General features: G+C 60.0%; 19 protein-coding genes. 8 read left to right on the top strand and 11 right to left on the bottom strand.

What is annotated here, in order from left to right; genetic code table 11:
* Nucleotides 1-55 precede the first annotated feature (55 nt).
* The 5 genes from FYB92_RS05360 to FYB92_RS05340 form a co-directional block, all read right to left on the bottom strand.
* Complete coding sequence (locus FYB92_RS05360) at nt 56-1147, bottom strand: L-dopachrome tautomerase-related protein (RefSeq protein ID WP_062810000.1); 1092 nt, start codon at nt 1145-1147, stop codon at nt 56-58.
* Nucleotides 1148-1363: 216 nt separating this feature from the next.
* Entirely contained in the window at nt 1364-2836 is a 1473-nt protein-coding gene (xylB, locus tag FYB92_RS05355) for a xylulokinase (RefSeq protein WP_075624572.1), read from the bottom strand.
* Nucleotides 2837-3168: 332 nt separating this feature from the next.
* Nucleotides 3169-4305, bottom strand: coding sequence for an acetoin dehydrogenase dihydrolipoyllysine-residue acetyltransferase subunit (locus FYB92_RS05350; RefSeq protein WP_332828321.1), 1137 nt, complete (start codon nt 4303-4305; stop codon nt 3169-3171).
* Nucleotide 4306: 1 nt separating this feature from the next.
* Nucleotides 4307-5335: an alpha-ketoacid dehydrogenase subunit beta gene (locus FYB92_RS05345; RefSeq protein WP_062809406.1), complete on the bottom strand. Its 1029-nt coding sequence runs from the start codon at nt 5333-5335 to the stop codon at nt 4307-4309.
* Between the two features lie 83 nt (nt 5336-5418).
* Nucleotides 5419-6384 carry a thiamine pyrophosphate-dependent dehydrogenase E1 component subunit alpha gene (locus tag FYB92_RS05340; protein ID WP_040511114.1) on the bottom strand — a complete coding sequence of 322 codons (966 nt, stop codon included), beginning with the start codon at nt 6382-6384 and terminating at the stop codon, nt 5419-5421.
* A 274-nt stretch (nt 6385-6658) separates the two neighbouring features.
* Between FYB92_RS05340 and FYB92_RS05335 the strand changes: the two genes are divergently transcribed.
* Both FYB92_RS05335 and FYB92_RS05330 read left to right on the top strand, forming a co-directional pair.
* Entirely contained in the window at nt 6659-7612 is a 954-nt protein-coding gene (locus FYB92_RS05335; RefSeq protein WP_332828320.1) for a GAF domain-containing protein, read from the top strand.
* A 904-nt stretch (nt 7613-8516) separates the two neighbouring features.
* Nucleotides 8517-8768: a hypothetical protein gene (locus FYB92_RS05330; protein ID WP_225578769.1), complete on the top strand. Its 252-nt coding sequence runs from the start codon at nt 8517-8519 to the stop codon at nt 8766-8768.
* Nucleotides 8769-8784: 16 nt separating this feature from the next.
* Here the strand turns inward: FYB92_RS05330 and mntR are convergent, their stop codons facing one another.
* The 3 genes from mntR to FYB92_RS05315 form a co-directional block, all read right to left on the bottom strand.
* Nucleotides 8785-9267, bottom strand: a complete 483-nt coding sequence (gene mntR / locus FYB92_RS05325; RefSeq protein WP_040511112.1) for a manganese-binding transcriptional regulator MntR — start codon at nt 9265-9267, stop codon at nt 8785-8787.
* Between the two features lie 112 nt (nt 9268-9379).
* The gene (purU, locus tag FYB92_RS05320; RefSeq protein ID WP_332828319.1) at nt 9380-10246 is read right to left on the bottom strand and encodes a formyltetrahydrofolate deformylase; all 867 of its coding nucleotides are present in this window, start codon (nt 10244-10246) and stop codon (nt 9380-9382) included.
* Nucleotides 10247-10254: 8 nt separating this feature from the next.
* Nucleotides 10255-10923 carry a peroxiredoxin gene (locus tag FYB92_RS05315; protein ID WP_003622153.1) on the bottom strand — a complete coding sequence of 223 codons (669 nt, stop codon included), beginning with the start codon at nt 10921-10923 and terminating at the stop codon, nt 10255-10257.
* Between the two features lie 94 nt (nt 10924-11017).
* Here FYB92_RS05315 and FYB92_RS05310 point away from each other — a divergent pair, with 94 nt between their 5' ends.
* From FYB92_RS05310 to FYB92_RS05300, 3 genes are all read left to right on the top strand, one after another.
* Complete coding sequence (locus FYB92_RS05310) at nt 11018-11941, top strand: MBL fold metallo-hydrolase (protein WP_003622152.1); 924 nt, start codon at nt 11018-11020, stop codon at nt 11939-11941.
* Between the two features lie 88 nt (nt 11942-12029).
* Entirely contained in the window at nt 12030-13319 is a 1290-nt protein-coding gene (locus FYB92_RS05305) for an FAD/NAD(P)-binding oxidoreductase (RefSeq protein WP_003622151.1), read from the top strand.
* A gap of 669 nt (nt 13320-13988) precedes the next feature.
* Complete coding sequence (locus FYB92_RS05300) at nt 13989-14570, top strand: DUF1643 domain-containing protein (protein ID WP_332828318.1); 582 nt, start codon at nt 13989-13991, stop codon at nt 14568-14570.
* Here the strand turns inward: FYB92_RS05300 and dinB are convergent.
* Nucleotides 14507-15694, bottom strand: a complete 1188-nt coding sequence (gene dinB / locus FYB92_RS05295; RefSeq protein ID WP_075595070.1) for a DNA polymerase IV — start codon at nt 15692-15694, stop codon at nt 14507-14509. The two genes, FYB92_RS05300 and dinB, sit on opposite strands and share 64 nt — an antisense overlap.
* Before the next feature lie 441 nt (nt 15695-16135).
* Between dinB and FYB92_RS05290 the strand changes: the two genes are divergently transcribed.
* The 3 genes from FYB92_RS05290 to FYB92_RS05280 all read left to right on the top strand — a co-directional run bounded on the left by FYB92_RS05290 (nt 16136) and on the right by FYB92_RS05280 (nt 18286).
* Nucleotides 16136-16828: a YfdX family protein gene (locus tag FYB92_RS05290; protein WP_332828317.1), complete on the top strand. Its 693-nt coding sequence runs from the start codon at nt 16136-16138 to the stop codon at nt 16826-16828.
* A gap of 178 nt (nt 16829-17006) precedes the next feature.
* Nucleotides 17007-17639, top strand: a complete 633-nt coding sequence (locus FYB92_RS05285; RefSeq protein ID WP_225578767.1) for a hypothetical protein — start codon at nt 17007-17009, stop codon at nt 17637-17639.
* Nucleotides 17640-18049: 410 nt separating this feature from the next.
* Nucleotides 18050-18286, top strand: coding sequence for a hypothetical protein (locus FYB92_RS05280; protein WP_003622138.1), 237 nt, complete (start codon nt 18050-18052; stop codon nt 18284-18286).
* Nucleotides 18287-18350: 64 nt separating this feature from the next.
* Here FYB92_RS05280 and FYB92_RS05275 read toward each other — a convergent pair whose 3' ends face one another.
* Together FYB92_RS05275 and FYB92_RS05270 are read right to left on the bottom strand one after the other, a co-directional pair.
* Entirely contained in the window at nt 18351-18755 is a 405-nt protein-coding gene (locus tag FYB92_RS05275) for a hypothetical protein (protein ID WP_040512944.1), read from the bottom strand.
* Nucleotides 18756-19354: 599 nt separating this feature from the next.
* Nucleotides 19355-20125, bottom strand: a complete 771-nt coding sequence (locus tag FYB92_RS05270) for a response regulator transcription factor (protein ID WP_003622130.1) — start codon at nt 20123-20125, stop codon at nt 19355-19357.
* Nucleotides 20126-20500: the final 375 nt, after the last annotated feature.

Raw genomic sequence — 20500 nt, 5'->3', positions numbered from 1 at the left:
TAGGGCCGGGACAGGGTGTTGCCCCTGACCCGGCGGTTCATGTGGCCCATGGCCCTCAATGCAGGGAAATCTTGACCAGCAGCCACGGACGCTGCTCCATATCATGCCCGTCGTGGAAAACCGGCAGGCGCACCCACTGCCCCACCGTCAGCCATAACGTATTACCCACCAGCGCCATGCTGTCGGGCGCAATCAGGCGCGGATCATGGGCAACCATCGACAGGTGGCCATCCGGGGCGCGCCGGATGACGGCATGATGTTCGATATCGGTCAGATACAGCGCATTGTCCGGCGCGGTCGCCATGCCATCGACCACGGCGGTCTCGCCCTCGTCACGAATGGCCTGCCCAAGCTGGGCTGGCGTGGTGGCCGGATCTGACACAAGCGCGGTGGGCGCGCTGTACAGGCGGCGGCCTGACAAGGGTTGCCAGTACAGGCGCGTGGAATCGGCACTCAGCGTCAGGCCGTCAATCCCGCCCTGCCCCATGACGGGATGGGTCGGGTTGTACTGCAACATCTGTCCGTCAAGTTCCATGGCAAAGCCCGGATCGGCCCGGACGGAGGGCGCATTTTCCAGCACGCGCCGCGCCTTGCCCGTGGCGATATCCACCACGATGATCGCAGGATGGTCCGCGATGGAGGTATCGCTGACATATGCCGTGCCCTTTGCACCATGCGTCATGTCCACACGCACGTCATTGACATGGCTGTCATCACGCGTGGCCCCCGTCCCGGCACCCAGCGCAATGGTGGAAACGACCTGCCCGCTTGCCACATCAATCCCCAGCAGCGCGGGCCGGGGCGGGGTCGTGTCGCCTGCGACCGTCCCTTCGTCCACCACCCACAGGCGACCCGTCGCATCCACCGTCATGCCCAGTGGCGAAATGAAGCGCGCCTGTGTCGCCGCATCGGGAAAGGGCTGCGGCTTGCCATTGCTGAGCACCGCGAGGCGCGGCCCCTTATGATCGGCGGCACTGCGCGGGAAGCTAAGAATGATGCGCCCATCAGGCAGGGCGGCAATGCCCGATGCCTGCATGTCGGCAAAACGCGCGGCGACGGTGATGTTGCCCGATGGGATCGACCCACGGTCCACACTGTCACCCGCCTGCGCCTGCAACGGAACGCACAGCCCCCCCGCAAGGGCCATGACCTGCAACAGGCGGAAAGGGCGTAAGGGAAACTGCGGAGAGTTCATACCCGGCATTCCATTCTTTCTCTGACTCGGACCAAGCTGCCACCGACATATTGCGACCAGGACAACATACTGAAAATATTAAAAACCCTTGGGGGAGTCCGCCCGGACCCTGCCGTTCATGCCCGCGAAATCCGCCAACCGACACAGGACATGGCGTGATGGCGCGGCTTATGTCGCAGCCCCATAACGCATGGCATCACGCACACCACCATAAAGCGCGCGGTACCGTGCAAGCGACACGTCATAGGCCCCCGACAGCGCGGCATCGGGATGCACCGTTTCCACCCGTTGGGGCGCAAGGCAGACATCGCGCACGCTTTCCCCCGTCACCGCCAGGCGCGCAAGGCGTGCCGCGCCGAACGCACCGCCCTGCTCCCCATGCGCCAGGCGATGCAGCGACACGCCAGTGACCGTGGCGATAATCGAAATCCACAGGCGGCTGCGTGACCCGCCGCCAATCACATCGGCCTGCGTCAGGGGGAAGTGCGCATCCGCCAGCACATCGACGACATCGCGAAACGAAAATGCCACCCCTTCAAGCACCGCCTGCGTCATGTCCGCGCGCGTCGTGCCCGACGACAGGCCCGCGAACACCCCCCGGATGGCCCCGTCATTATGCGGCGTGCGCTCGCCCGAAAGATACGGCAAGAAAATCACCGGGGATGGGCGTTCCACCCGTTCAGGAAGTTCAGCAAGCAGGTCGCCTTCAGCAATGCCGGTCGTGCGCGACCACCATGCCAGCGATGACGCCGCCGACAATGTCACCCCCATCTGGTGCCACATCCCGGGCACCGCATGGCAGAATGCGTGAATTCCCCCCTGCGGATGCGGGCGGAAACGCTGCGTCGTCACCCACAACACCCCCGACGTCCCCAGCGACACAAACGCCGAACCTGCGACCACCGCGCCCAGCCCCACGGCACCGGCGGCATTGTCACCCGCCCCACCGGCCAGGATGGGGGCATCCTTCATCCCCCATCGCCGCGCAAGGGCGGGATGCATCCGCCCGGCGGGTGCGCTCCCTTCCACCAGCGCGGGCATCGCATGGCGCGTCAGGCCTGTCGCGGCCAATGCCGCATCCGACCAGCATCGCTGCCCCACATCCAGCCACAACGTGCCGGACGCATCGGACATATCCTCGATCATCTCCCCGCACAGGCGATAACGCAGCCATGCCTTCGGCAGCAGGACATGACGCGTCGCGGCAAATATCTCGGGTTCATGCCGCGCCACCCATAACAGCTTTGGCGCGGTAAAGCCGGGCATGGCCACATTGCCGCACACCTGTCGGCTCTGGGGGAAACGACGTTCGAATTCATCGCATTCGGCAGTCGCGCGCACGTCATTCCACAAGATGCACGGACGCAGCACCTGCCCGCCATCGCCCAACAGGACCGCGCCATGCTGCTGCCCCGACAGGCCGATGCCGCGCACCTGCGCCATTTCATGCGGATGTGCCGCCGCCAGCGCGTCCAGCACCGCAAGCGTCGCATTCCACCAGTCCTCGGGGGCCTGTTCGTTCCATCCGTCATGCGGCGAACTGATGGTCAGGGAACGCGAACACGCACCCACCACACTCTGACTGCCATCAACCAGTACGGCCTTGATGGCCGATGTGCCCAGATCAATTCCGACAAACATTTATTATTATCCCGTACCGTCGGATACGGCGCATGTGGCGCCGTCCCGCACGGCCTGTATTGCTTTGCCGTTCTGCGTTGTCCCAACTGAAAACACACAGGGTCCGGCTTGGCAAGCATCCGGTACACACCTTCGGGTTATCGCACACATAACCGGGAGGGGGCATCAGAGTGGGGATTTTCAGGAAAATGCGATGCCCGAAAGGTTTTATCGCTTTGTCATCAATGGTTTATTTTAAAATATTACACGCACCATATGCCGGGTACGCACAAACGGGGATGGGGTATCCCCCATCCCCGCAACCGGCGACGGATGCACGCACCCGCGCGGGATCAGTGATCGTGCTGTTTAAGGAACGTCTCCACGATGCCATTTACATCGGAGGCGCATTCCAGTTGTGGCATGTGCCCGATCCCGCTGAAGACATGACGCGTAATGGCTTCTGGCAGGCCATCGGCCTCCGTAACGGGCAGGATCTCGTCCTCTTCCCCCCACAGAAGGGTTGCCGGCACCTGTCCGCCCGTCAGCACGGGCCGCAGGTCGTCGCCCTGCTTCCCGCCGGGGAAACACGCCGCCGCCACCGCCTGCAACGCCGCCTGCGCCCCATCAAGGCGTTTATAGCGCAGGACATCATCAGTCATGCGCCGACCAATCAGCGATTTGTCATGCACGAGGAACTTCAGCACATCTTGCAACGCGCGTGTGCGGTCGGCCTCGATAAAGCCGTTGATGAAGGTCATGTTGACCTGCGCCCCCAGCCCGGCAGGCGCGATCAGGGACAGCGAGGCCACGCGCCCCGGCGCGGTGCGCGCCAGTGTCAGCGCAATCCCGCCACCCAGCGAATGCCCCATCACATGTACCCGCGACAGGTTGAAATGATCCAGCATCTGCGCGGTGACATCGGCAAAGAATTCCAGCGTTCCCGGCCCGACATCCTTGGACGACCCACCATGGCCCGGCAGGTCAAAGGCGATGACCCGCCGCCCGTGCGCCAGCGCCGCATGGTTCAGCATCCAGTTCTTGAGATCCCCGCCGAAACCATGGATCAACACCAGCGGCGTCGCGTCCCCCGTGCCAAGGTCATGCACGCGCAATATATGCGTACCAACCGTTACAAGGGTTGGTTCCACCGCAGCTTCCGCACCTTCGTCCGAGGTGTTGTTCGCAGCGAATTCCGACTGGAAACGGGTAATGAACGCGTCGATTTCCGTATCCGGCACCGACGCGTCCGCCACCACCGCAATCAGCGCGCCGACCGGCAAAGTTTCCCCATTAGGTGCAACCTGACGGCGCAGGATACCTGATGCCGGGCTTTCGAAGGAATTGGTGATCTTTGAGGTCTCGATATCGACCAGTTCGTCACCCGCCTTCACCGGCTTGCCCGGGGCGATCATCCAGCCCGCGACCTTCCCCTCTGTCATGGCAAGGCCGAATTTGGGCATGGTGATGGGTGTGATCTCACTTGCCATGTCAGGCTTTCTCCGTAACGCGCACGTTCATGACCGATGTGACGGCCGCTTCTATCCGCTCCACACTGGGAAGATAGAGGTTTTCCAGCACCGTTGCGAACGGCACCGGGGTATGGGGCGGCACGACACGGCGGATGGGCGCGCGCAGGGCGTCGAACGCTTCTTCCGCCACCAGGGCCGCGATGTCGGTGGCCATGTTGCATCTTGGGCTTGATTCATCGACGATCACAAGGCGACCGGTATCAGCCACGCATTCCAAGATCGTGTCGCGATCCAGCGGCGATGTCGTGCGCGGATCAATGACCGTACAGCCGATCCCCTTGCGTTCCAGCCGGTCCGCCGCCTGATTGGCAAGGCCCACCATACGGCCGAAAGCCACAATCGTGACATCGCTGCCTTCACGCGTCAGGTTCGCTTCGCCGAACGGAATGGTATAGGCCTCGTCCGGGACGTCTTCTTCTTCGTCATACATCACCTTGTTTTCAAGGAATATGACAGGATCGTCATCGCGGATCGCCTCAATCAGCAGGCCCTTCGCCTCATAGGGGGAAGAAGGGACAACCACCTTCAGGCCGGGGATATGGGTGAACAGGGGATACAGCGCCTGGCTGTGCTGTGCCGCGGCATTGAACCCCGCGCCATACATCGCGCGGATCACCAGCGGCGTGCGCGCCTTGCCACCGAACATGTAACGGAACTTGGCCGCCTGGTTCATGATCTGGTCAAGGCAGCAGCCAACGAAATCCACGAACATCAGTTCCGCGACCGGACGCAGGCCCGTCACCGCCGCCCCTGCCGCCGCGCCAATATAAGAGGCCTCGGTAATCGGGGTGTCGAGGACGCGATCCTCCCCGAATTCCTCCAAAAGGCCCTTGGTCACGCCCAGCACGCCGCCCCATGCATCCTTGATCCCGGCAGAGCCACCACGGCCACCGGCCACGTCCTCGCCCATCAGGATGACGCGCGGGTCACGGCGCATTTCCAGGCGGATCGCCTCGTTAATGGCCTGTCGAAAGCTTTTCTTGCTCATTCTTCATTCTTTCGGACAATGGTTGCGAATATCGCGGTCACAAGCGGAGCGTTCCCGCCCGCCCGCACCGATGCGCAACCGGTTCAGTACCGCACATACACATCCGCCAGCAGGTCCGGTTCCTGCGGCAGGGGATCGGCCTTGGCCTGCATGACCGCGCTTTCGATCTCGTCCGCGACGGCGGCGTCGATCTCGTCAAGCGCCGTCTCCTCCAGCAGGGCGGCCTGTGTCACGCGTTCACGGAACAGCTTGAGACAGTCATGGTCGCGCCTGGCCTCCGCCACCTCGCCCGCGGCGCGATAGGTCATCGCGTCCCCTTCGAAATGGCCGTACCAGCGTTGCAGGTGGACATGCAGCATCGCAGGCCCATTGCCCGCGCGCGCATGTGCGATCACCTCAGCCGAGGCCTGGTGTACGGCAAAGAAATCAGATCCGTCGCATTCGAAATAGGGCATGCCGAACGCGGCCGCGCGCGCCTTTTGCGTGCCGGCACAGGCATAGGACGCGGCCGTAGCCTCGCCATAGCCATTATCCTCCACCACGAAAACGGCAGGCAGGTTCCACACCGATGCGAGATTGAGGCTTTCGAGCGTCGATCCCTCGTTCGAGGCCCCGTCGCCATAGAATGCGACCGCCACAGCGCCATTGCGCAGCGTCTTGTGCGATAATGCCGCGCCACAGATCAGCGGCGGCCCACCACCAACAATGCCATTGGCGCCCAGCATCCCGCAGCCAAGGTCGGCAATATGCATCGACCCGCCCTTGCCCCGGCACACACCGGTGCTGCGGCCATAGATTTCGGCCATCATGCCCGCAACCCCCACGCCCTTGGCGATGCAATGGCCGTGGCCACGATGGGTGCTGGCGATCGTGTCGTTATCCGTCAGGTTGGCGCATACGCCAACGCCCGAGGCCTCTTCCCCGCAATACAGGTGAACAAAACCTGGGATCTCGCCCGTTGCGAACTCGACATGCAGGCGTTCCTCGAACATGCGGATGGTGCGCATCGCACGATAGGAACGCAGCAGCGTTTCACGCGCTATTTGCATGGATATCTTCCCTGTTCCAGCCATGGGTTCGTCTATGGCGTTCATTCTCCACCCGATGCGCGGCAATCTGGCGCGACCGGGCACATCCGCACCTCAGCGCCACCACGCCGCCTGAAACAAGCATGGACGCATCGCTTTCACGCCCATGTGACGCCCCATGTCCGAAGTGTCGCGAAACGCGACACTTCGCCATGGGTTAAGGCGACATTAACCGCACCAGACACCCACGTACCAACCGTTACACAATACCAACCGTTACACGACAAGGCGACGCATGCCCCCATTTCCCCATCCCGTTCCCAATGAAACGCCCATGCTGCCCACACAGGGCGAGCTGGAGGCCTCATGGCGCCGGTGTGGCCATGACTACGCACTTGACCCCGTCGCACCGTGGATGCCGCAGGTGCTATGCGATGCAGAACTGCGGCAATGCTGCCAGCGGTCAGGGGCGCTGTTGCGGCATGCGGAGGCGGCGATGGCGCAACTGCACACCATGCTGTCACCGCTGGGATATGCGACGCTGCTGGCGGATGCGGATGGGGTTGTGCTGGCGCACCGGGTCGATCCTGCCATCCGGCGGGGGTCGCGGCGATGGTGCCTGTGGCCCGGCGCGGTATGGGATGAAACGCACGGGGGCACAAACGGTGTCGGCACCTGCCTGGCCGAAGGGCGGCCGGTGGCCGTCCATGGCACACAGCACTGGCGCACCACCCTGCGTGGGCTGGCCTGTATCGCGACGCCCATCCACGATGCGCTGGGCCGCGTGGCGGGCGTAATCAATGCCAGTTCGTTCCATCCGGCACAGGATGGCCGTGAAACCGCGCTGATCAGTGCGATCGTGACGCAGGCGGCGCGGCAGGTTGAACACACTGCCTTCATGGACCGATATCACGGCCATGCGATCATGCTGCTGGGCGAAGGGCATGACGGATCGGTGCCCATGATTGCACTGGATTCGAACCGGGTGGTGGTCGGCGCAACCCATGCCGCGCGGGCGCATATGGGAATAGCCCCGGCGCAGGACCTTAATTTCTGCCTTCTTGCCGACACGCAGGACACCATGGCCGAAGGTGGCGAGCTGCGTCATGCACAGAAAATGGCAATCCGCTCCGCCCTGGCAAGTGCGCGTGGCAAAGTGGCGGTGGCGGCGCGGATGCTGGGCATCAGCCGATCCACACTGCACCGCAAGATGCGGATGCTGGCCCCCACGGACACGCAGGCCTGTTAACGGCAATCCGGGGATACCCAACATTTTCAGGGGTTGCCCCTGATTCGGGCATGAAAGGTCTTTACAAATCTTTTGGAAAAATCAGCATCGATATTTTGTAAATTGATGATGATGTCAGGATTATTTTCGATGCCCCCTGCAACCGATACGAAAAGCCATCAACGGCAGTTCAAAAAAGGCAGCATCAGCAATCATTTGGGATACTAAAAATTCTGATGGAGATGATTTATTTAAAAAACACTCCTAAATATTTCCATCACTACTTTATATGATGTTTGAAACGTTCTGCATTCACACCTCACTGAAACAATGAAAGTTTCCGGAAAATTTTCCCAAGAAACCAGTGAAAAGCATCGTATTTCAAGAATGTTAAAGTAACGACTGAAATATCCAACTCCTTAAAAACCATTTATAAAAAATAAGAAAAGTTTTCAGGGGCCGCTTCCTTTTAAAAGGATGACATTCTGTCGAAGAGATTATTTGAGAAGTCAACCTAAATAACATAATAAAATTATAAAGGTTTTTGGTGAAGCTTTTTCCAAAAAGCTTCAGAAGACGCCGCCTTTTTGAAAAAAGGCGGCACCCAAAAACTTTTCTTATTTTTATCAATGATCTGTTTTCAAACAATATTTAAGATTTTTGAAAATTCTTACCAAAAACTTCCTGATGATTTCAAGGCGCTTCCCGAAGCGACTGTTCAAACAGTCCTTTTAATCCTTACTCCAAAATAACATTCAAAAACTTCAGCGGCTGCTGAGGACTTTTCCTCCGCAAACACGCCCCCGCCTTACATGCATGCCCCCAGCCACCCGACAGATGCGCCACGCGGGTAAGCCCTGTGCGCGCCCCCCTGTCACGAATCACGCCAAACCATTATGACATGATGACGAGGGAGGAATACGAAATGACATTTCCGATCCGGCTGACGGTGCTGCTTGCCGCGACGGGGCTGCTGTCGGCCTGTGGCGGGGGAGCGGGTCCTTATAACATGGGACTTAGCGGGCCTGACGGTCCCCCCATCGCCGACAATGACTGGAACCAGACACAGACGGGCATGGGGGGATATTACGGCCCCTATAATGATGGATTTGCGCCCGAGGGGCTGGATGGTGGGCCGCCGAACTACCTTGCCGATGAATATATGCCACTGCCCTAACCGACGGAGGGCAGAATCATTTGCGCGTTTCAGGGGCGGCGCGGGTGTCCATGAACTCCGCAATGCCCGCACGGATTGCACGTTCGAAGGCGGCGAGCGTCTCTTCGCCCACATAATGCTCCATGCCTTCGGCATCAATGCCCGCATTCTTCTCGCTGATGCCCAGCGCGCGCAGGAACGTCTCCACAATATGGTGGCGGGCCTGACTGTCAGCGGCCATCTTCTCCCCCGCCTCCGTCAGGAAAATGCCGCGATAGGGGCGACGCGTGACAAGGCCGTCCGCCTCCAGCCGGCACAGCATCTTGGCCACCGTTGGCTGCGACACACCCAGACGCTGTGCGATGTCTACCTGCCGCGCTTCCTGACCATCATGCAAAAGGTCGGCGATCAGTTCGACATAATCTTCCACCAGCGCGGTCTTGCGGGACTGACGCGCCTGCTCGAACCCGGCAGACTGCGTGCGGGGGTCGGGCATGGGGCCCGGTTTCCTGCGCGTCATGCTGTCTCCTGAAAATCGGGACCGGCGCACGACCGATGGATATGGCCCGATGGCCGTGGCGTATGCAGAAGCATTTCCCCCCTTGGTGTCCCATCCGATGCCATGGCTGCGTTCACGCGCTGAAGACGATCGTCTTGCGCCCATCGGGAATGATACGGCATTCCGTGAAATACCGCACCGCACGCGCCAGGACGCGGCGTTCGATATCGCGCCCCTTGCGCACAAGGTCGTCAGGGCTGTCGGCATGGGAAATACGTTCCACATCCTGTTCGATGATCGGCCCTTCATCAAGGTCACCGGTCACGAAATGAGCCGTCGCCCCGATCAGCTTGACCCCACGGGCAAAGGCCTGGTGATAGGGGCGCGCGCCCTTGAAGCCGGGCAGGAAGGAATGGTGGATATTGATGCACCGCCCCGCCAGTCGCGACACCAGCGAATCCGACAGGACCTGCATGTAACGCGCCAGCACCACCAGTTCCGCGCCCGTACCGGACACGATATCCCAAATCCGCGCCTCCTGCACCGGGCGTGTGGCCGCCGTGACGGGAAGGTAGTGAAAGGCGATGTCACCGAAATCAATGCCCGCATAGGTTTCGCGCGGGTGGTTGGCAATGATCGCAACCGGGTCGATCGACAGTTCACCGATACGCCAGCGATACAGCAGATCCACCAGACAGTGGTCAAAGCGCGAAACCATCAGCACCGTGCGCGTGGGCTGCGCACGTGCGCGCAGGGTCCAGTGCATCTCGAACTCCCGCGCCATGGTCGCCACGGCATCGCGCAATGTCGTCTCCGCCGCGGCATGCACGGGCATGCGGAATACCACGCGCATGAAGAAGGAACGGCTTTCCCACGCATCGAACTGCTGCGCCTCGGTAATGTCGCATCCCGCGCCAAACAGCGTCGAACTGATGGCCGCGACGATCCCGGGCCGGTTCACGCACCGCAGGGTAAGGATATAGACGGACATATCGGGCATGCGCGCCTCTACTTGCCGGTGGAAAGGTGGTCGGGGGTTGCGGGATAAAACCAGCATCCCGTCGCATCACGCACATCATCCTGCGTCAGGGGCACGGGGGCCAGGACATCATCTCCGGGGCGCCATCCCTCTGGCGTCATGACATCGCCATCGGCCGAACGCTGCAACGCGGCCAGCAGACGCAGCAATTCGTCCACCGAACGCCCCACCGACATCGGATACCATATGATCGCACGCACAATGCCCGTGGGGTCGATGAAATAGGTCGCGCGCACTGTCGCACTGTCATGCGCGTCAGCCGCCAGCATGCCATAGGCCTGCCCGACCGCCATCGACGGGTCCTCCACCACGGGGAAGGGAATCTCCACCCCGAAACGGGTACGAATCGCCTCCAGCCATGCAAGGTGGGAATACAGGCTGTCCACCGAAAGGCCGAGCAACGCGCACTCCATCGCCTCGAAGCGGGCATATTCACGCGTCAACGCCAGGAATTCACTGGTGCAGACCGGGGTGAAATCCGCCGGGTGGGAGAAGAAAAGCAGCCATTTCCCGCGGAAATCACTCAGCCGCACCTCTCCTTGGGAGGTACGGGCCTGAAAATCCGGGGCCGGGTCGCCGATACGCAACGGATGCTGTGCCGTGGCGTTGGAAATGGGAGAGGTCTTGCCGTCATTCATTGTCTGCCCCTTTTGCACCTGTCGCATCTTGACGCAAGATGCCCGACAACATACATTTATTATGTAATTTATAAACTATTGTGAAGACAACGCCATGTCAGATTTAGCCCTCGCCGCTGCGGACCGTCAGGTCGTTACAGCCCTGAGATCTGATAAGGTACCGTTTATAAAGACTTTTTTTGATAATACGACCTTTACTGCCACACATGTCGTCCATGATCCCGCCACCCGTGAGGCCGCGGTGATCGACAGTGTGATGGAATATGACCCCGCCGCCGGACGCACCGCCCATCACCATGCGCAGGACGTGGTGGATTACATCCGTGCAAACGATCTGGACCTGCAATGGCTGCTGGAAACACATGTCCATGCAGACCACCTGTCGGCCGCGCCATGGATACAAGAACAGCTTGGCGGGCAGCTTGCGATCGGGGCGGATATCATCCGGGTACAGGACATATTCGGCAAACTGTTCAACGCCGGAACACGTTTCGCGCGCGATGGGTCACAGTTCGACCGCCTGTTCCATGATGGGCAGACGTTCATGCTTGGCTCCATCCCCGCCATTGCACTGCATGTGCCGGGCCATACGCCGGCGGACATGGCGTATGTGATCGGGGATGCCGCCTTTATCGGCGATACGCTGTTCATGCCCGATTATGGCACCGCGCGCGCGGATTTCCCCGGCGGGGATGCGCGGATGCTGTATCGTTCCATCCGTCGCCTGCTGCGCCTGCCGGAACGGACGCGGCTGTTCCTGTGCCATGATTACAAGGCACCGGGGCGCGACACGTTCGCATGGGAAACGACGGTGGGGGCGGAACGCGCCCACAATGTCCACGTTCACGAAGGCGTGAGCGAGGAGGCGTTCGTCAGCATGCGCACCGGGCGTGACGCGACGTTGTCGATGCCCAACCTACTGATGCCCTCGGTCCAGGTGAACATGCGCGGCGGCCACCTGCCGGAGGCAGAGGAAAACGGCACGCGTTATATCAAGATCCCGATTGACCGCGTGTGACCACCCACCCATTGCTGCGGCATCACAAGACCCACATAACAAGACCACGGCACGATCAAACCTGATTGTTTTCGAGGAGTTAGCCATAATGAACGACACCCCAGCCCCCACGGCCCCCGCCCTGGTCAGCAGCGCGCGCGGGCTGACCTATGACATCGCCATCATCGGCGGCGGGGCCGCGGGTCTTTCCACCGCCGCCAGCATCCTCAAGCGCAAGCCGGGCATCACCGTCGCCATCGTGGAACCGTCGGGTTCGCATTTCTACCAACCGGGCTGGACGCTGGTGGGCGGTGGCGTGTTCAAACAGTCCCAGACACGCCGGTCGGAAAAGAAGCTGATCCCGGCGGGCGCGGACTGGGTCCAGGCCGCCGCCAGCGGTTTCGACCCTGATGGACGTATCGTCCACCTGTCGAACGGGTCATCGCTGCGCTACAGCATCCTGATCGTCGCCACCGGCATCATGCTGGACTGGGATGCGATCGAGGGCCTGCCCGAAGCACTCGGCCGCAATGGCGTGACCTCCAACTACCGCTATGACCTTGCCCCCTATACGTGGCAGATGGTCCAGACGCTGGGACGTGGCAATGCGGTGTTCACGCAGCCACCAATGCCCATCAAATGCGCGGGCGCCCCGCAAAAGGCGATGTATCTGGCATGCGATGCATGGCGCAAACGCGGGATTGCGGACAATATCAACGTCTCTTTCCATACCGCGACACCCGGCCTGTTCGGGGTGAAGGATTATGTCCCCGCGCTGATGGAATATATCGAGCGGTATCGCATTGACCTCCAACTGAAATCCAACCTTGTCGCCGTTGATGGGCCACGGCAGGTTGCCACCTTCTCCAACGTCGGCGCGGATGGCGTCACGACAAAGAGCGAAGTCGAATTCGCGATGCTGCACGCTGTCCCGCCGCAGCGCGCACCAGACGTGATCCGCAACAGCCCGCTTGCCGGGGCGGACGGTTTTGTTGCGGTGGACCCCGCCACCCTGCGCCACGTCAAGTATGATGACATATTCGCACTTGGCGATGTGGCCGGGACCTCCAACGCCAAGACAGCCGCCGCCGTGCGCAAGCAGGCCCCCATCGTCGCGGTCAACGCGCTCGCCGCGCTGGAGGGACGGCCCATGGTCGCGGATTATGACGGCTATGGCGCATGCCCGCTGACGGTGGAGCGCGGGAAGATCGTACTGGCGGAGTTCGCATATGGCGGCAAGCTGGCGCCAAGCCTGCCGAAATGGGTGCTTGATGGCCGTCGGCCGACCCATCTGGCCTGGCTGCTGAAGGAATATGTCATGCCGCTGCTGTACTGGGATGGAATGCTCAAGGGGCGTGAACTGATGGTCGAACCCCGCCCGCTATGTGGCAAGAGCTGAGAGAGACCATTTCAAAACAGCCCATTAATCAGAAAGAATAGAAGTGTCGGGATGTTGCCTTCCTATAAAGAAGCAACACCCGTCACAGCTTTAAAATTTTCATTCCAATGGATTATTTAACCTGTCCATCCGGGCAGGACGCAAAAACCGATGATCCGAATGACAGACGTTTTTGCGGAAAAAGCTGTTCCCACGCGGCGCACTGAACACGTCGGATCCGTCACCCCGCCGAAACCACAAAGGTTTTTGCAAAAATTCCCAAAAAAACCTTTGTGAAATCATCGCTTTTTCAGAATGTTGAAGCAACCTCTGAAAGTGCCCATTCCCATATCCATGGGCTGCTTTCAGAGATTGTTTGAAAACAAATCATTGATAAAAAACAGGAAAAGTTTTTGGGTGCCGCCTTTTGATCGAAAAAGGCGGCGTCTTCTGAAGCTTTTTAGAAAAAGCTTCACCAAAAACCTTTATGATTTCAGTATGTTATCGCGTCTGACTTTTCAAACAGCTTCTCAAAAAAAACTGTCCCCGAAAACTCCTGCAAATTCGCACATTTCCTGCACGCTCTGCGTGCTGCCTCCTTGATGTCAGGGAGGCATTATTTCACGAAGGCCTTCAGACCTGCCCGTTAAGGATGCACCACGAACAAAAGCGGCGTATGAAACGGCGGTGATGAAAAAAACGCTCCCCTCCCCCTCCCACCATGTCGGCAGTTCGCGCCCGCTGCGCCTGTCCGATGACGTCATCAGCCATGCCATCTATGGCGGTCCGGGCAAATGCTACCGCTATGCCCTGACGCGCACATGGGCCCCTGCGCTGCCGGCGGTAATGTGGCTGATGATGAATCCCTCCGTCGCAACGGAAGATGGTGACGACCGAACAGTTGCCAAATGCCAGCGTTACGCACGGGCATGGGGATACGGGACGATTTTCGTGGGCAATACCTTTGCCTATCGCTGCACGGACCAGACGCGACTGATGGAGGTGGCGGACCCGGTGGGGCCGGAAAACGATCATTACCTGCGTGACATGGCCCACAGGGCGGATCTGGTGGTTGCGGCATATGGATGCCCACGTCATCAGGCGTTGCGCGCACGCGGCACCGATGTGGTGCGCATGTTGCAAAATGCGGGAATCGTGGTGAATGCCCTGCGCCTGAGCAGCCGCGCCCGGCGTCCCGAACACCCGCTTTACCTGCCGGCGGACCTGCGCCCGACACCACTGCCCGCGATTGATACGCTGTCAGGCGACTGAGGCCCCAGCGCAAGGGCAAGCTGTTGCACCTTCACCTGCGCGCGCGGCAGCAGCGTGGACACCACCACACCCAGCAACCGCACGCCACGTTCGGGCGGGAAACACCCGCGCAGCAGCCCCAACGCATGGGCCGACAGTTCCTGTGCCGTTGCCACGGGCTGCATCAGGGTACTGGCACGCACGATCTGGCGGAAATCGTTGTATTTGATCTTGATCGTCACGGTGCGCCCGGTCAGGTCACGCCGTTCGCAGCCGTGCCAGACGCGCTGGCACATATCGGTCATCGGCGCGGCCATGTCGGACCATTCGTACAGGTCGCGCTCAAACGTCCGTTCCGTCCCCAGTGACTTGCGCGGACGATCGGATTCGACGGGACGATGATCCACGCCCCGCGCCACGCCATGGTAAAACGCGGCAACCTTGCCAAAATGTCGCGCCAGATCCTCCAGCGTGCGGGCGCGCAGGTCACGCCCGGTATGGATGCCCAACGCATGCATCCGCGCCGCCGTGGCCGGGCCAATGCCATGGAACCGTTCCACCGGCAGATCCGCCACGAACTCCGCCCCATGGCGCGGGGTAATGACATACAGGCCATCGGGCTTGCGATGGTCGGACGCCAGCTTGGCAAGGAATTTGTTGTACGACACCCCGGCGGAGGCACACAGGCCGGTTTCGGCACGGATGGTGGCACGGATTTCACGCGCAATTTCCGTGGCCGACCCACGCGGCAGCAACGGATGCGTCACATCCAGATATGCCTCATCCAGGGAAAGCGGCTGTATCAGGGGGGTATAACGGGCAAAAATCTGATGTATCCGGGCCGAAACCGCCCGATAGACGTCAAAGCGTGGCGGCACGAACACCAGTTCGGGACATTTGCGACGCGCAATGACCGACGGCATGGCCGAACGCACACCAAAACGCCTGGCCTCGTAACTTGCGGCGGCGACGACCCCACGCAGCCTGTCGCCACCAACGGCAACCGGGCGGCCCCGCAGGGCAGGATTGTCGCGCTGCTCCACCGAGGCATAAAATGCATCCATATCCACATGGATGATCCGCCGCACGTCCGGCGCCTGTATTGCCCACGGCGTGGCGCCATCCGTTATGGGCGTCTCCGTCATGGGCATATCCGGGGGTCATGCCCGCCGGTGTGGCGCACCGCGGCCCAAAGGGGCCACGGCCGCGCCACATGACTGACAATCAGCCGTTGCACTTCTTTTTCTTGACGAAGAAGAAGACCAGGCCAGCAATGGCCCCAAGCGCCAGAATACCCTTAAGGCAAGGGGACTTGGACGGGCACTTTGTCGTACATTCGGACATGGGTCGATTTCCTTAAGTTCTGTCGTCTTCGTTCCCATACGGAACGAAACACCCCATCCTAGCGCACACCGCACCATAAGACATACCGGATTTGACGATGCAGCCCCCCATTCCCATCCCATGGCGGGATGCCGCGTGCATGACATGCGAGGAAAGAGGAGCCGGGATGCACATGTGCCCCTTATTGTTGCGAAGGTTTGCGGGTAATCATATCAGCCAAATATTTTCAGAGGGTCATGGAAATGAAGAAAATCGGACTTCTGTCTGCCTCGCTGCTGATGCTGGGTGCGGCTACGGGCGTTGCTTCCGCCACGCCGTCGAACACGCGCGCCGTCAATCGCGACTTTACCAAGCTGTCGATCGACGGCAGCCGTGCATTCGACGATATCACGATGGCCCGCACCGCACTGGCCAATGGCGATACCGCAGGCGCGACGAAGCTGCTGACCGATGCCAACAATGCCTTTACCCGCGCCAAGACCGACAATCGCGTCTTCATGAAGGCGGAATCCCAGCTGTCCAAGCCCAAGAAGGTTCCGGCTGGCGCGCCCGTCCCGACCACCGCACCGAACACGCAGCCCGTCGCATGGCTGCCGGTTGATGGCGAATATATCGTGACGGAAGACCTTGAACCGACCTCGGCCAAGGGCACGGCCATCACCGCCGCCAATGCCAGCCTGAACAAGGGCAAGATCGCGCAGGCCAGCCAGAACCTTCAGGTTGCGGCTGTTGACGTGGACTTTGTGCTTGCCATCGCGCCGCTGCAGGCCAGCGCCGATGACGTGTACCGCGCCACCAACCTGCTGGCGGGCAAGGACACAAAGGGCGCGGACGCAGCCCTGGCCGATGCCCAGAACTCGATCCGTTTCGTGACCGAGGACATGGTCGAAACACCTGATGCACCGGCAGGTGGTAAGGCCAAAAAAAGCAAGTAATACCCCATGACAGCCAGCCCGGCGCACCGCAAACATGGTGTCGCCGGGTCAGGCCGTACAGGATGGGCCGCAGGATGGACCGCACAGGGCGGACACGGGCATGACGCCATTGGTCGGATATGCCATGCGGCCCTACCGCGCAGACGATCCGGGCCGCAGCCCTGCGCAGGACAGGCCAATGAGACGATTCGCCCTGATGGCAGGAATGGCTGGAATCATGACCGGCCTGATGCCCCTGCACCCGCATACGGCATGGGGCGGCGAAATCCGCATCTGCTTTGATCGCCGCGTTGCGGAATCGGACCCCGCGCCCAATACCCCACATTTCGATTCGATCACGGTGCCGCCGGGCACTGTCTTCAATTACGCCGGACATGCCTTTGGCCCGGCGGACGACCCGTTGGACCGCGCCCATGCCGCCCCGTTTGGCGATGGATGGCGGGGCCTGCCCCGGGCGGAGGAACAGCGCAGGCGCGCGTTGCAGATGGAAGATATTGGCGGCGACAACGGCTATCACCGCCCACAGGCCGCCATCATGATCGATACTGCCGCCACCCTGACACGCGCCCATCCCTGCGCCAGCGTCACGGCACGGGCCGTCCTGTCGGAAGACTGGACATGGACGGCGGATCATATCCCCGCCACCCCCCATGTGTATTATCAGGCCTATGGCGTGGTGCATGGCGACCACTTCGACCCGACATTCGATACCGACCCCGACGCATTCCAATGGGTGGCGGCGCATGGGGGACTGAACGGTATCGTCATTTCCGATATCGAACAGTTCACAACCCTGCATTCGGATGACTAGAGCAGATCCTGTTTGAATGCGTACCTTCAAACAGGTGAAGATGCTTGTAAAAACAATAAACCGGAGCATTTTCACCGAACCGGTTTTCGGTGGAAATGCCCTAGACGACGGCCTGCAAGACCAGTGCGCCAGTGATACATCGAAATCCTGTGGAGGTGCGCTTCGATACGCATGAAGGCAAGCCCGAAAAAAACTTTATAATTACAATTTCGTATCAGGTTTTCCCACTCAAATACCCTGATATGCCCGCCCGTATCGGTGGCCATAGCAGGACCGGTCATAGCGATGGCGACAAATCGTTATTCTTCTGGCACATTTATACCTGTGGCACATTCGGTTTCAATGAACCGCCATGCCCCCGCAGGCAGGGTGCTGCCGTATCCGCCAGGACGTAACGTAGGGAGACCTGAATGGCGCTGTACCAGTCTTCACAATTCCTAACGGTGTGGACCGACGCCGAATTCGACCGATTGCATCATCCGCGTACGCCTGCACCACATTCGGGCATCTATCGGTGTGTGGGATGCGGTTTTGAAATCGCCACACCAGAGGGACAGCTCCTGCCCCCCATCCATGCCCATCCCCACCGGCTGGGCACGCAGGAGGCCTGGCAGATGATCGTCTATGCCGACCATCGCCTGAAATAACCCGCCGGGCGCATGGCGGGGTTGCCCCGGTGCCCCGTTAACCGGGGCACGCCGGGACCGGGCATCACCACATGCCCATGCCAGGTCCACCCCAGCCACCGCCCCAGCCACCACCGCCCCAGCCCCACATGCCCCAGTTCCAGGAGGCATCTTCATACATATCCGCGGTCATCTGCTGCTGATCCGCCAGATTCTGCGCCTGAACATAGGACTGGTACCGGCCATAGGCGGCCTGGTTGCCAACATACAGGCAGTTGCAGACCTTGGGATCGGAATAGATGTAAAGGACATGGTCCCCGAACGGTTTTTGCAAGAAACGGTTCGGTGGCAGCTTCTGCAGCATTTCCTGACGTTGCGGCGTATTCGCCGGGCGCGCGACAAACCCTGCGGCGGCGAGGCTGTTTTCGCGATCGGCAATCTGGTCACGCACGCTTTCACATCCCGCAAGCGACAGGCACGCCACGGTCATGAATGCCGGGACCGCCAACAGATTCCGATTCGTCCTGATCTTGGTTTTCATCCAGATACCCCTTGTTCCACCCCGTTCATATTCCCGATCCGAAACGCTGGCAAAGCCGAACAGGATGCCATGCAGGACATGACGCATGGTTCATCAGGGGAAAATATCACGTTCCTGCCGCGCGATGACAGATCCCGGCACGTCGATACATTATTTTTCATCGACTTTGATCTATCTCATGTCCGGTCGAAAAAACCCGTGCGATATCTAAGGGGCGATGGGGGCATCGCATATCGAATTATCACTTTTAAACTTTGCGGGGCCAGCATATGGCCCCGCATATTTTTTCCAAAAGCCGACCGGCACATGTCGTATTACGCAGGCATTGTCCAAAGTTCACAACGTTCTGGAAACGCGTGCACGTGATTTCAGGTGCTTTATCACCGGATCATTCCAGACGTCACCGTCATCATGCCCGCAACAGGCGCGATGGCAACAGGCACGAAAAACCCGCCATGAAGGAATTCATGACGGGTTGTTCAGACATCTGGTCAACAGCATTGGGGCGATGCTGTTACGTGCGTCGCATGACCATCATCAGGTCAGGATCAGACCACGGAACCGCCTACGCTGTGTGCAGTGGCCTGCGCCGCGACATGGGGCGCGATTTCCCCTTTGCCCGCGCCTGGCATGGGAAGCGTGGTGACAGCATCGTCCTTGAGCATGTAACCCTGCCCCCAGACCGTGGTGATCAGGTTTTCACCGCCCGCCTTTTGCAGCTTCTTGCGCAGCTTGCAGATAAAGACATCGATGATCTTCATCTCCGGCTCATCCATGCCGCCATACAGGTGATTGAGGAACGCATCCTTCGTCAGGACCATGCCCTTGCGCAGCAGCAACAGCTCAAGGATCATGTATTCCTTGCCCGTCAGGTGAACGGACCGCCCGTTGACCGAAACGTCACGACTGTCGAGGGAAAGACGCAGCGCCCCGGCCTGCAATGTCGGCTCGCTATATCCCTTGGACCGGCGGATGACCGCCTGCATGCGCGCCGTCAGTTCCATCGGATCATATGGGCGGGTCACATAATCATCCGCCCCGGTTGAAAACGCCTTCACCTTGGCCTGTGCGCTGTCCTGCGCGGACAGGATCAGGATCGGCGTGGCGATCCGCGCCGCGCGGCAGCGCCGGACGACATCGTGGCCTTCCATGTCCGGCAGGCCGAGTTCAAGGACGGCAATGTCGTAGTCATACAGTTTCAGCATCGCAATCGCATCATGCCCGGAGGTCGCATGATCGACCATGAAGCCAACCGCCTGCAACTGGCTGGCTTCCTTGTCCATCATGGCCTTATCCGGTTCAACGAGTAAAACACGCATATCGACCACCAATATTTTTGTTAATATGTGTTACTACCTATAAGTGTATTTTTTTTATGAAACAATCTCATGGTTGTGAATAAGCCACCACACACTCATTCATCAAGAGAATATGTTCCTATGTATGGCTGAAATATATTATTTAATGTCGATAATTTGTCATCAAAGCAGGAATTTATTTATTTATCGTGCATCAACCGGACAGATGCCACGCCCCAGAAATGACACGTTTCGCGTGTAATGTTGGTCATGATGGCAGGGAATTATCCATGCCATTGCCACCCCGGACCAGCCGGTTCCTTAGCGCATAAATGTAAAGAAAACGGCATGTAACCGCGGGTTGTAGGCATACACGCGCAGGTTATCGCCCCTGCT

This window comes from Novacetimonas sp. GS1, from assembly GCF_036686925.1.
GTDB classification, from domain to species: Bacteria; Pseudomonadota; Alphaproteobacteria; order Acetobacterales; family Acetobacteraceae; genus Novacetimonas; species Novacetimonas hansenii.
This window is presented reverse-complemented; position numbering and strand designations above follow the sequence as displayed.

Excerpts from the sequence above, each read along its gene's own strand:
- FYB92_RS05360 (WP_062810000.1), bottom strand. The coding sequence starts at position 1,147 with ATGGCCCTTGCGGGGGGGCTGTGCGTTCCGTTGCAGGCGCAGGCGGGT.
- xylB (WP_075624572.1), bottom strand. The coding sequence starts at position 2,836 with ATGTTTGTCGGAATTGATCTGGGCACATCGGCCATCAAGGCCGTACTG.
- FYB92_RS05350 (WP_332828321.1), bottom strand. The coding sequence starts at position 4,305 with ATGGCAAGTGAGATCACACCCATCACCATGCCCAAATTCGGCCTTGCC.
- FYB92_RS05345 (WP_062809406.1), bottom strand. The coding sequence starts at position 5,335 with ATGAGCAAGAAAAGCTTTCGACAGGCCATTAACGAGGCGATCCGCCTG.
- FYB92_RS05340 (WP_040511114.1), bottom strand. The coding sequence starts at position 6,384 with ATGCAAATAGCGCGTGAAACGCTGCTGCGTTCCTATCGTGCGATGCGC.
- FYB92_RS05335 (WP_332828320.1), top strand. The coding sequence starts at position 6,659 with ATGCCCCCATTTCCCCATCCCGTTCCCAATGAAACGCCCATGCTGCCC.
- FYB92_RS05330 (WP_225578769.1), top strand. The coding sequence starts at position 8,517 with ATGACATTTCCGATCCGGCTGACGGTGCTGCTTGCCGCGACGGGGCTG.
- mntR (WP_040511112.1), bottom strand. The coding sequence starts at position 9,267 with ATGACGCGCAGGAAACCGGGCCCCATGCCCGACCCCCGCACGCAGTCT.
- purU (WP_332828319.1), bottom strand. The coding sequence starts at position 10,246 with ATGCCCGATATGTCCGTCTATATCCTTACCCTGCGGTGCGTGAACCGG.
- FYB92_RS05315 (WP_003622153.1), bottom strand. The coding sequence starts at position 10,923 with ATGAATGACGGCAAGACCTCTCCCATTTCCAACGCCACGGCACAGCAT.
- FYB92_RS05310 (WP_003622152.1), top strand. The coding sequence starts at position 11,018 with ATGTCAGATTTAGCCCTCGCCGCTGCGGACCGTCAGGTCGTTACAGCC.
- FYB92_RS05305 (WP_003622151.1), top strand. The coding sequence starts at position 12,030 with ATGAACGACACCCCAGCCCCCACGGCCCCCGCCCTGGTCAGCAGCGCG.
- FYB92_RS05300 (WP_332828318.1), top strand. The coding sequence starts at position 13,989 with ATGAAAAAAACGCTCCCCTCCCCCTCCCACCATGTCGGCAGTTCGCGC.
- dinB (WP_075595070.1), bottom strand. The coding sequence starts at position 15,694 with ATGACGGAGACGCCCATAACGGATGGCGCCACGCCGTGGGCAATACAG.
- FYB92_RS05290 (WP_332828317.1), top strand. The coding sequence starts at position 16,136 with ATGAAGAAAATCGGACTTCTGTCTGCCTCGCTGCTGATGCTGGGTGCG.
- FYB92_RS05285 (WP_225578767.1), top strand. The coding sequence starts at position 17,007 with ATGAGACGATTCGCCCTGATGGCAGGAATGGCTGGAATCATGACCGGC.
- FYB92_RS05280 (WP_003622138.1), top strand. The coding sequence starts at position 18,050 with ATGGCGCTGTACCAGTCTTCACAATTCCTAACGGTGTGGACCGACGCC.
- FYB92_RS05275 (WP_040512944.1), bottom strand. The coding sequence starts at position 18,755 with ATGACCGTGGCGTGCCTGTCGCTTGCGGGATGTGAAAGCGTGCGTGAC.
- FYB92_RS05270 (WP_003622130.1), bottom strand. The coding sequence starts at position 20,125 with ATGCGTGTTTTACTCGTTGAACCGGATAAGGCCATGATGGACAAGGAA.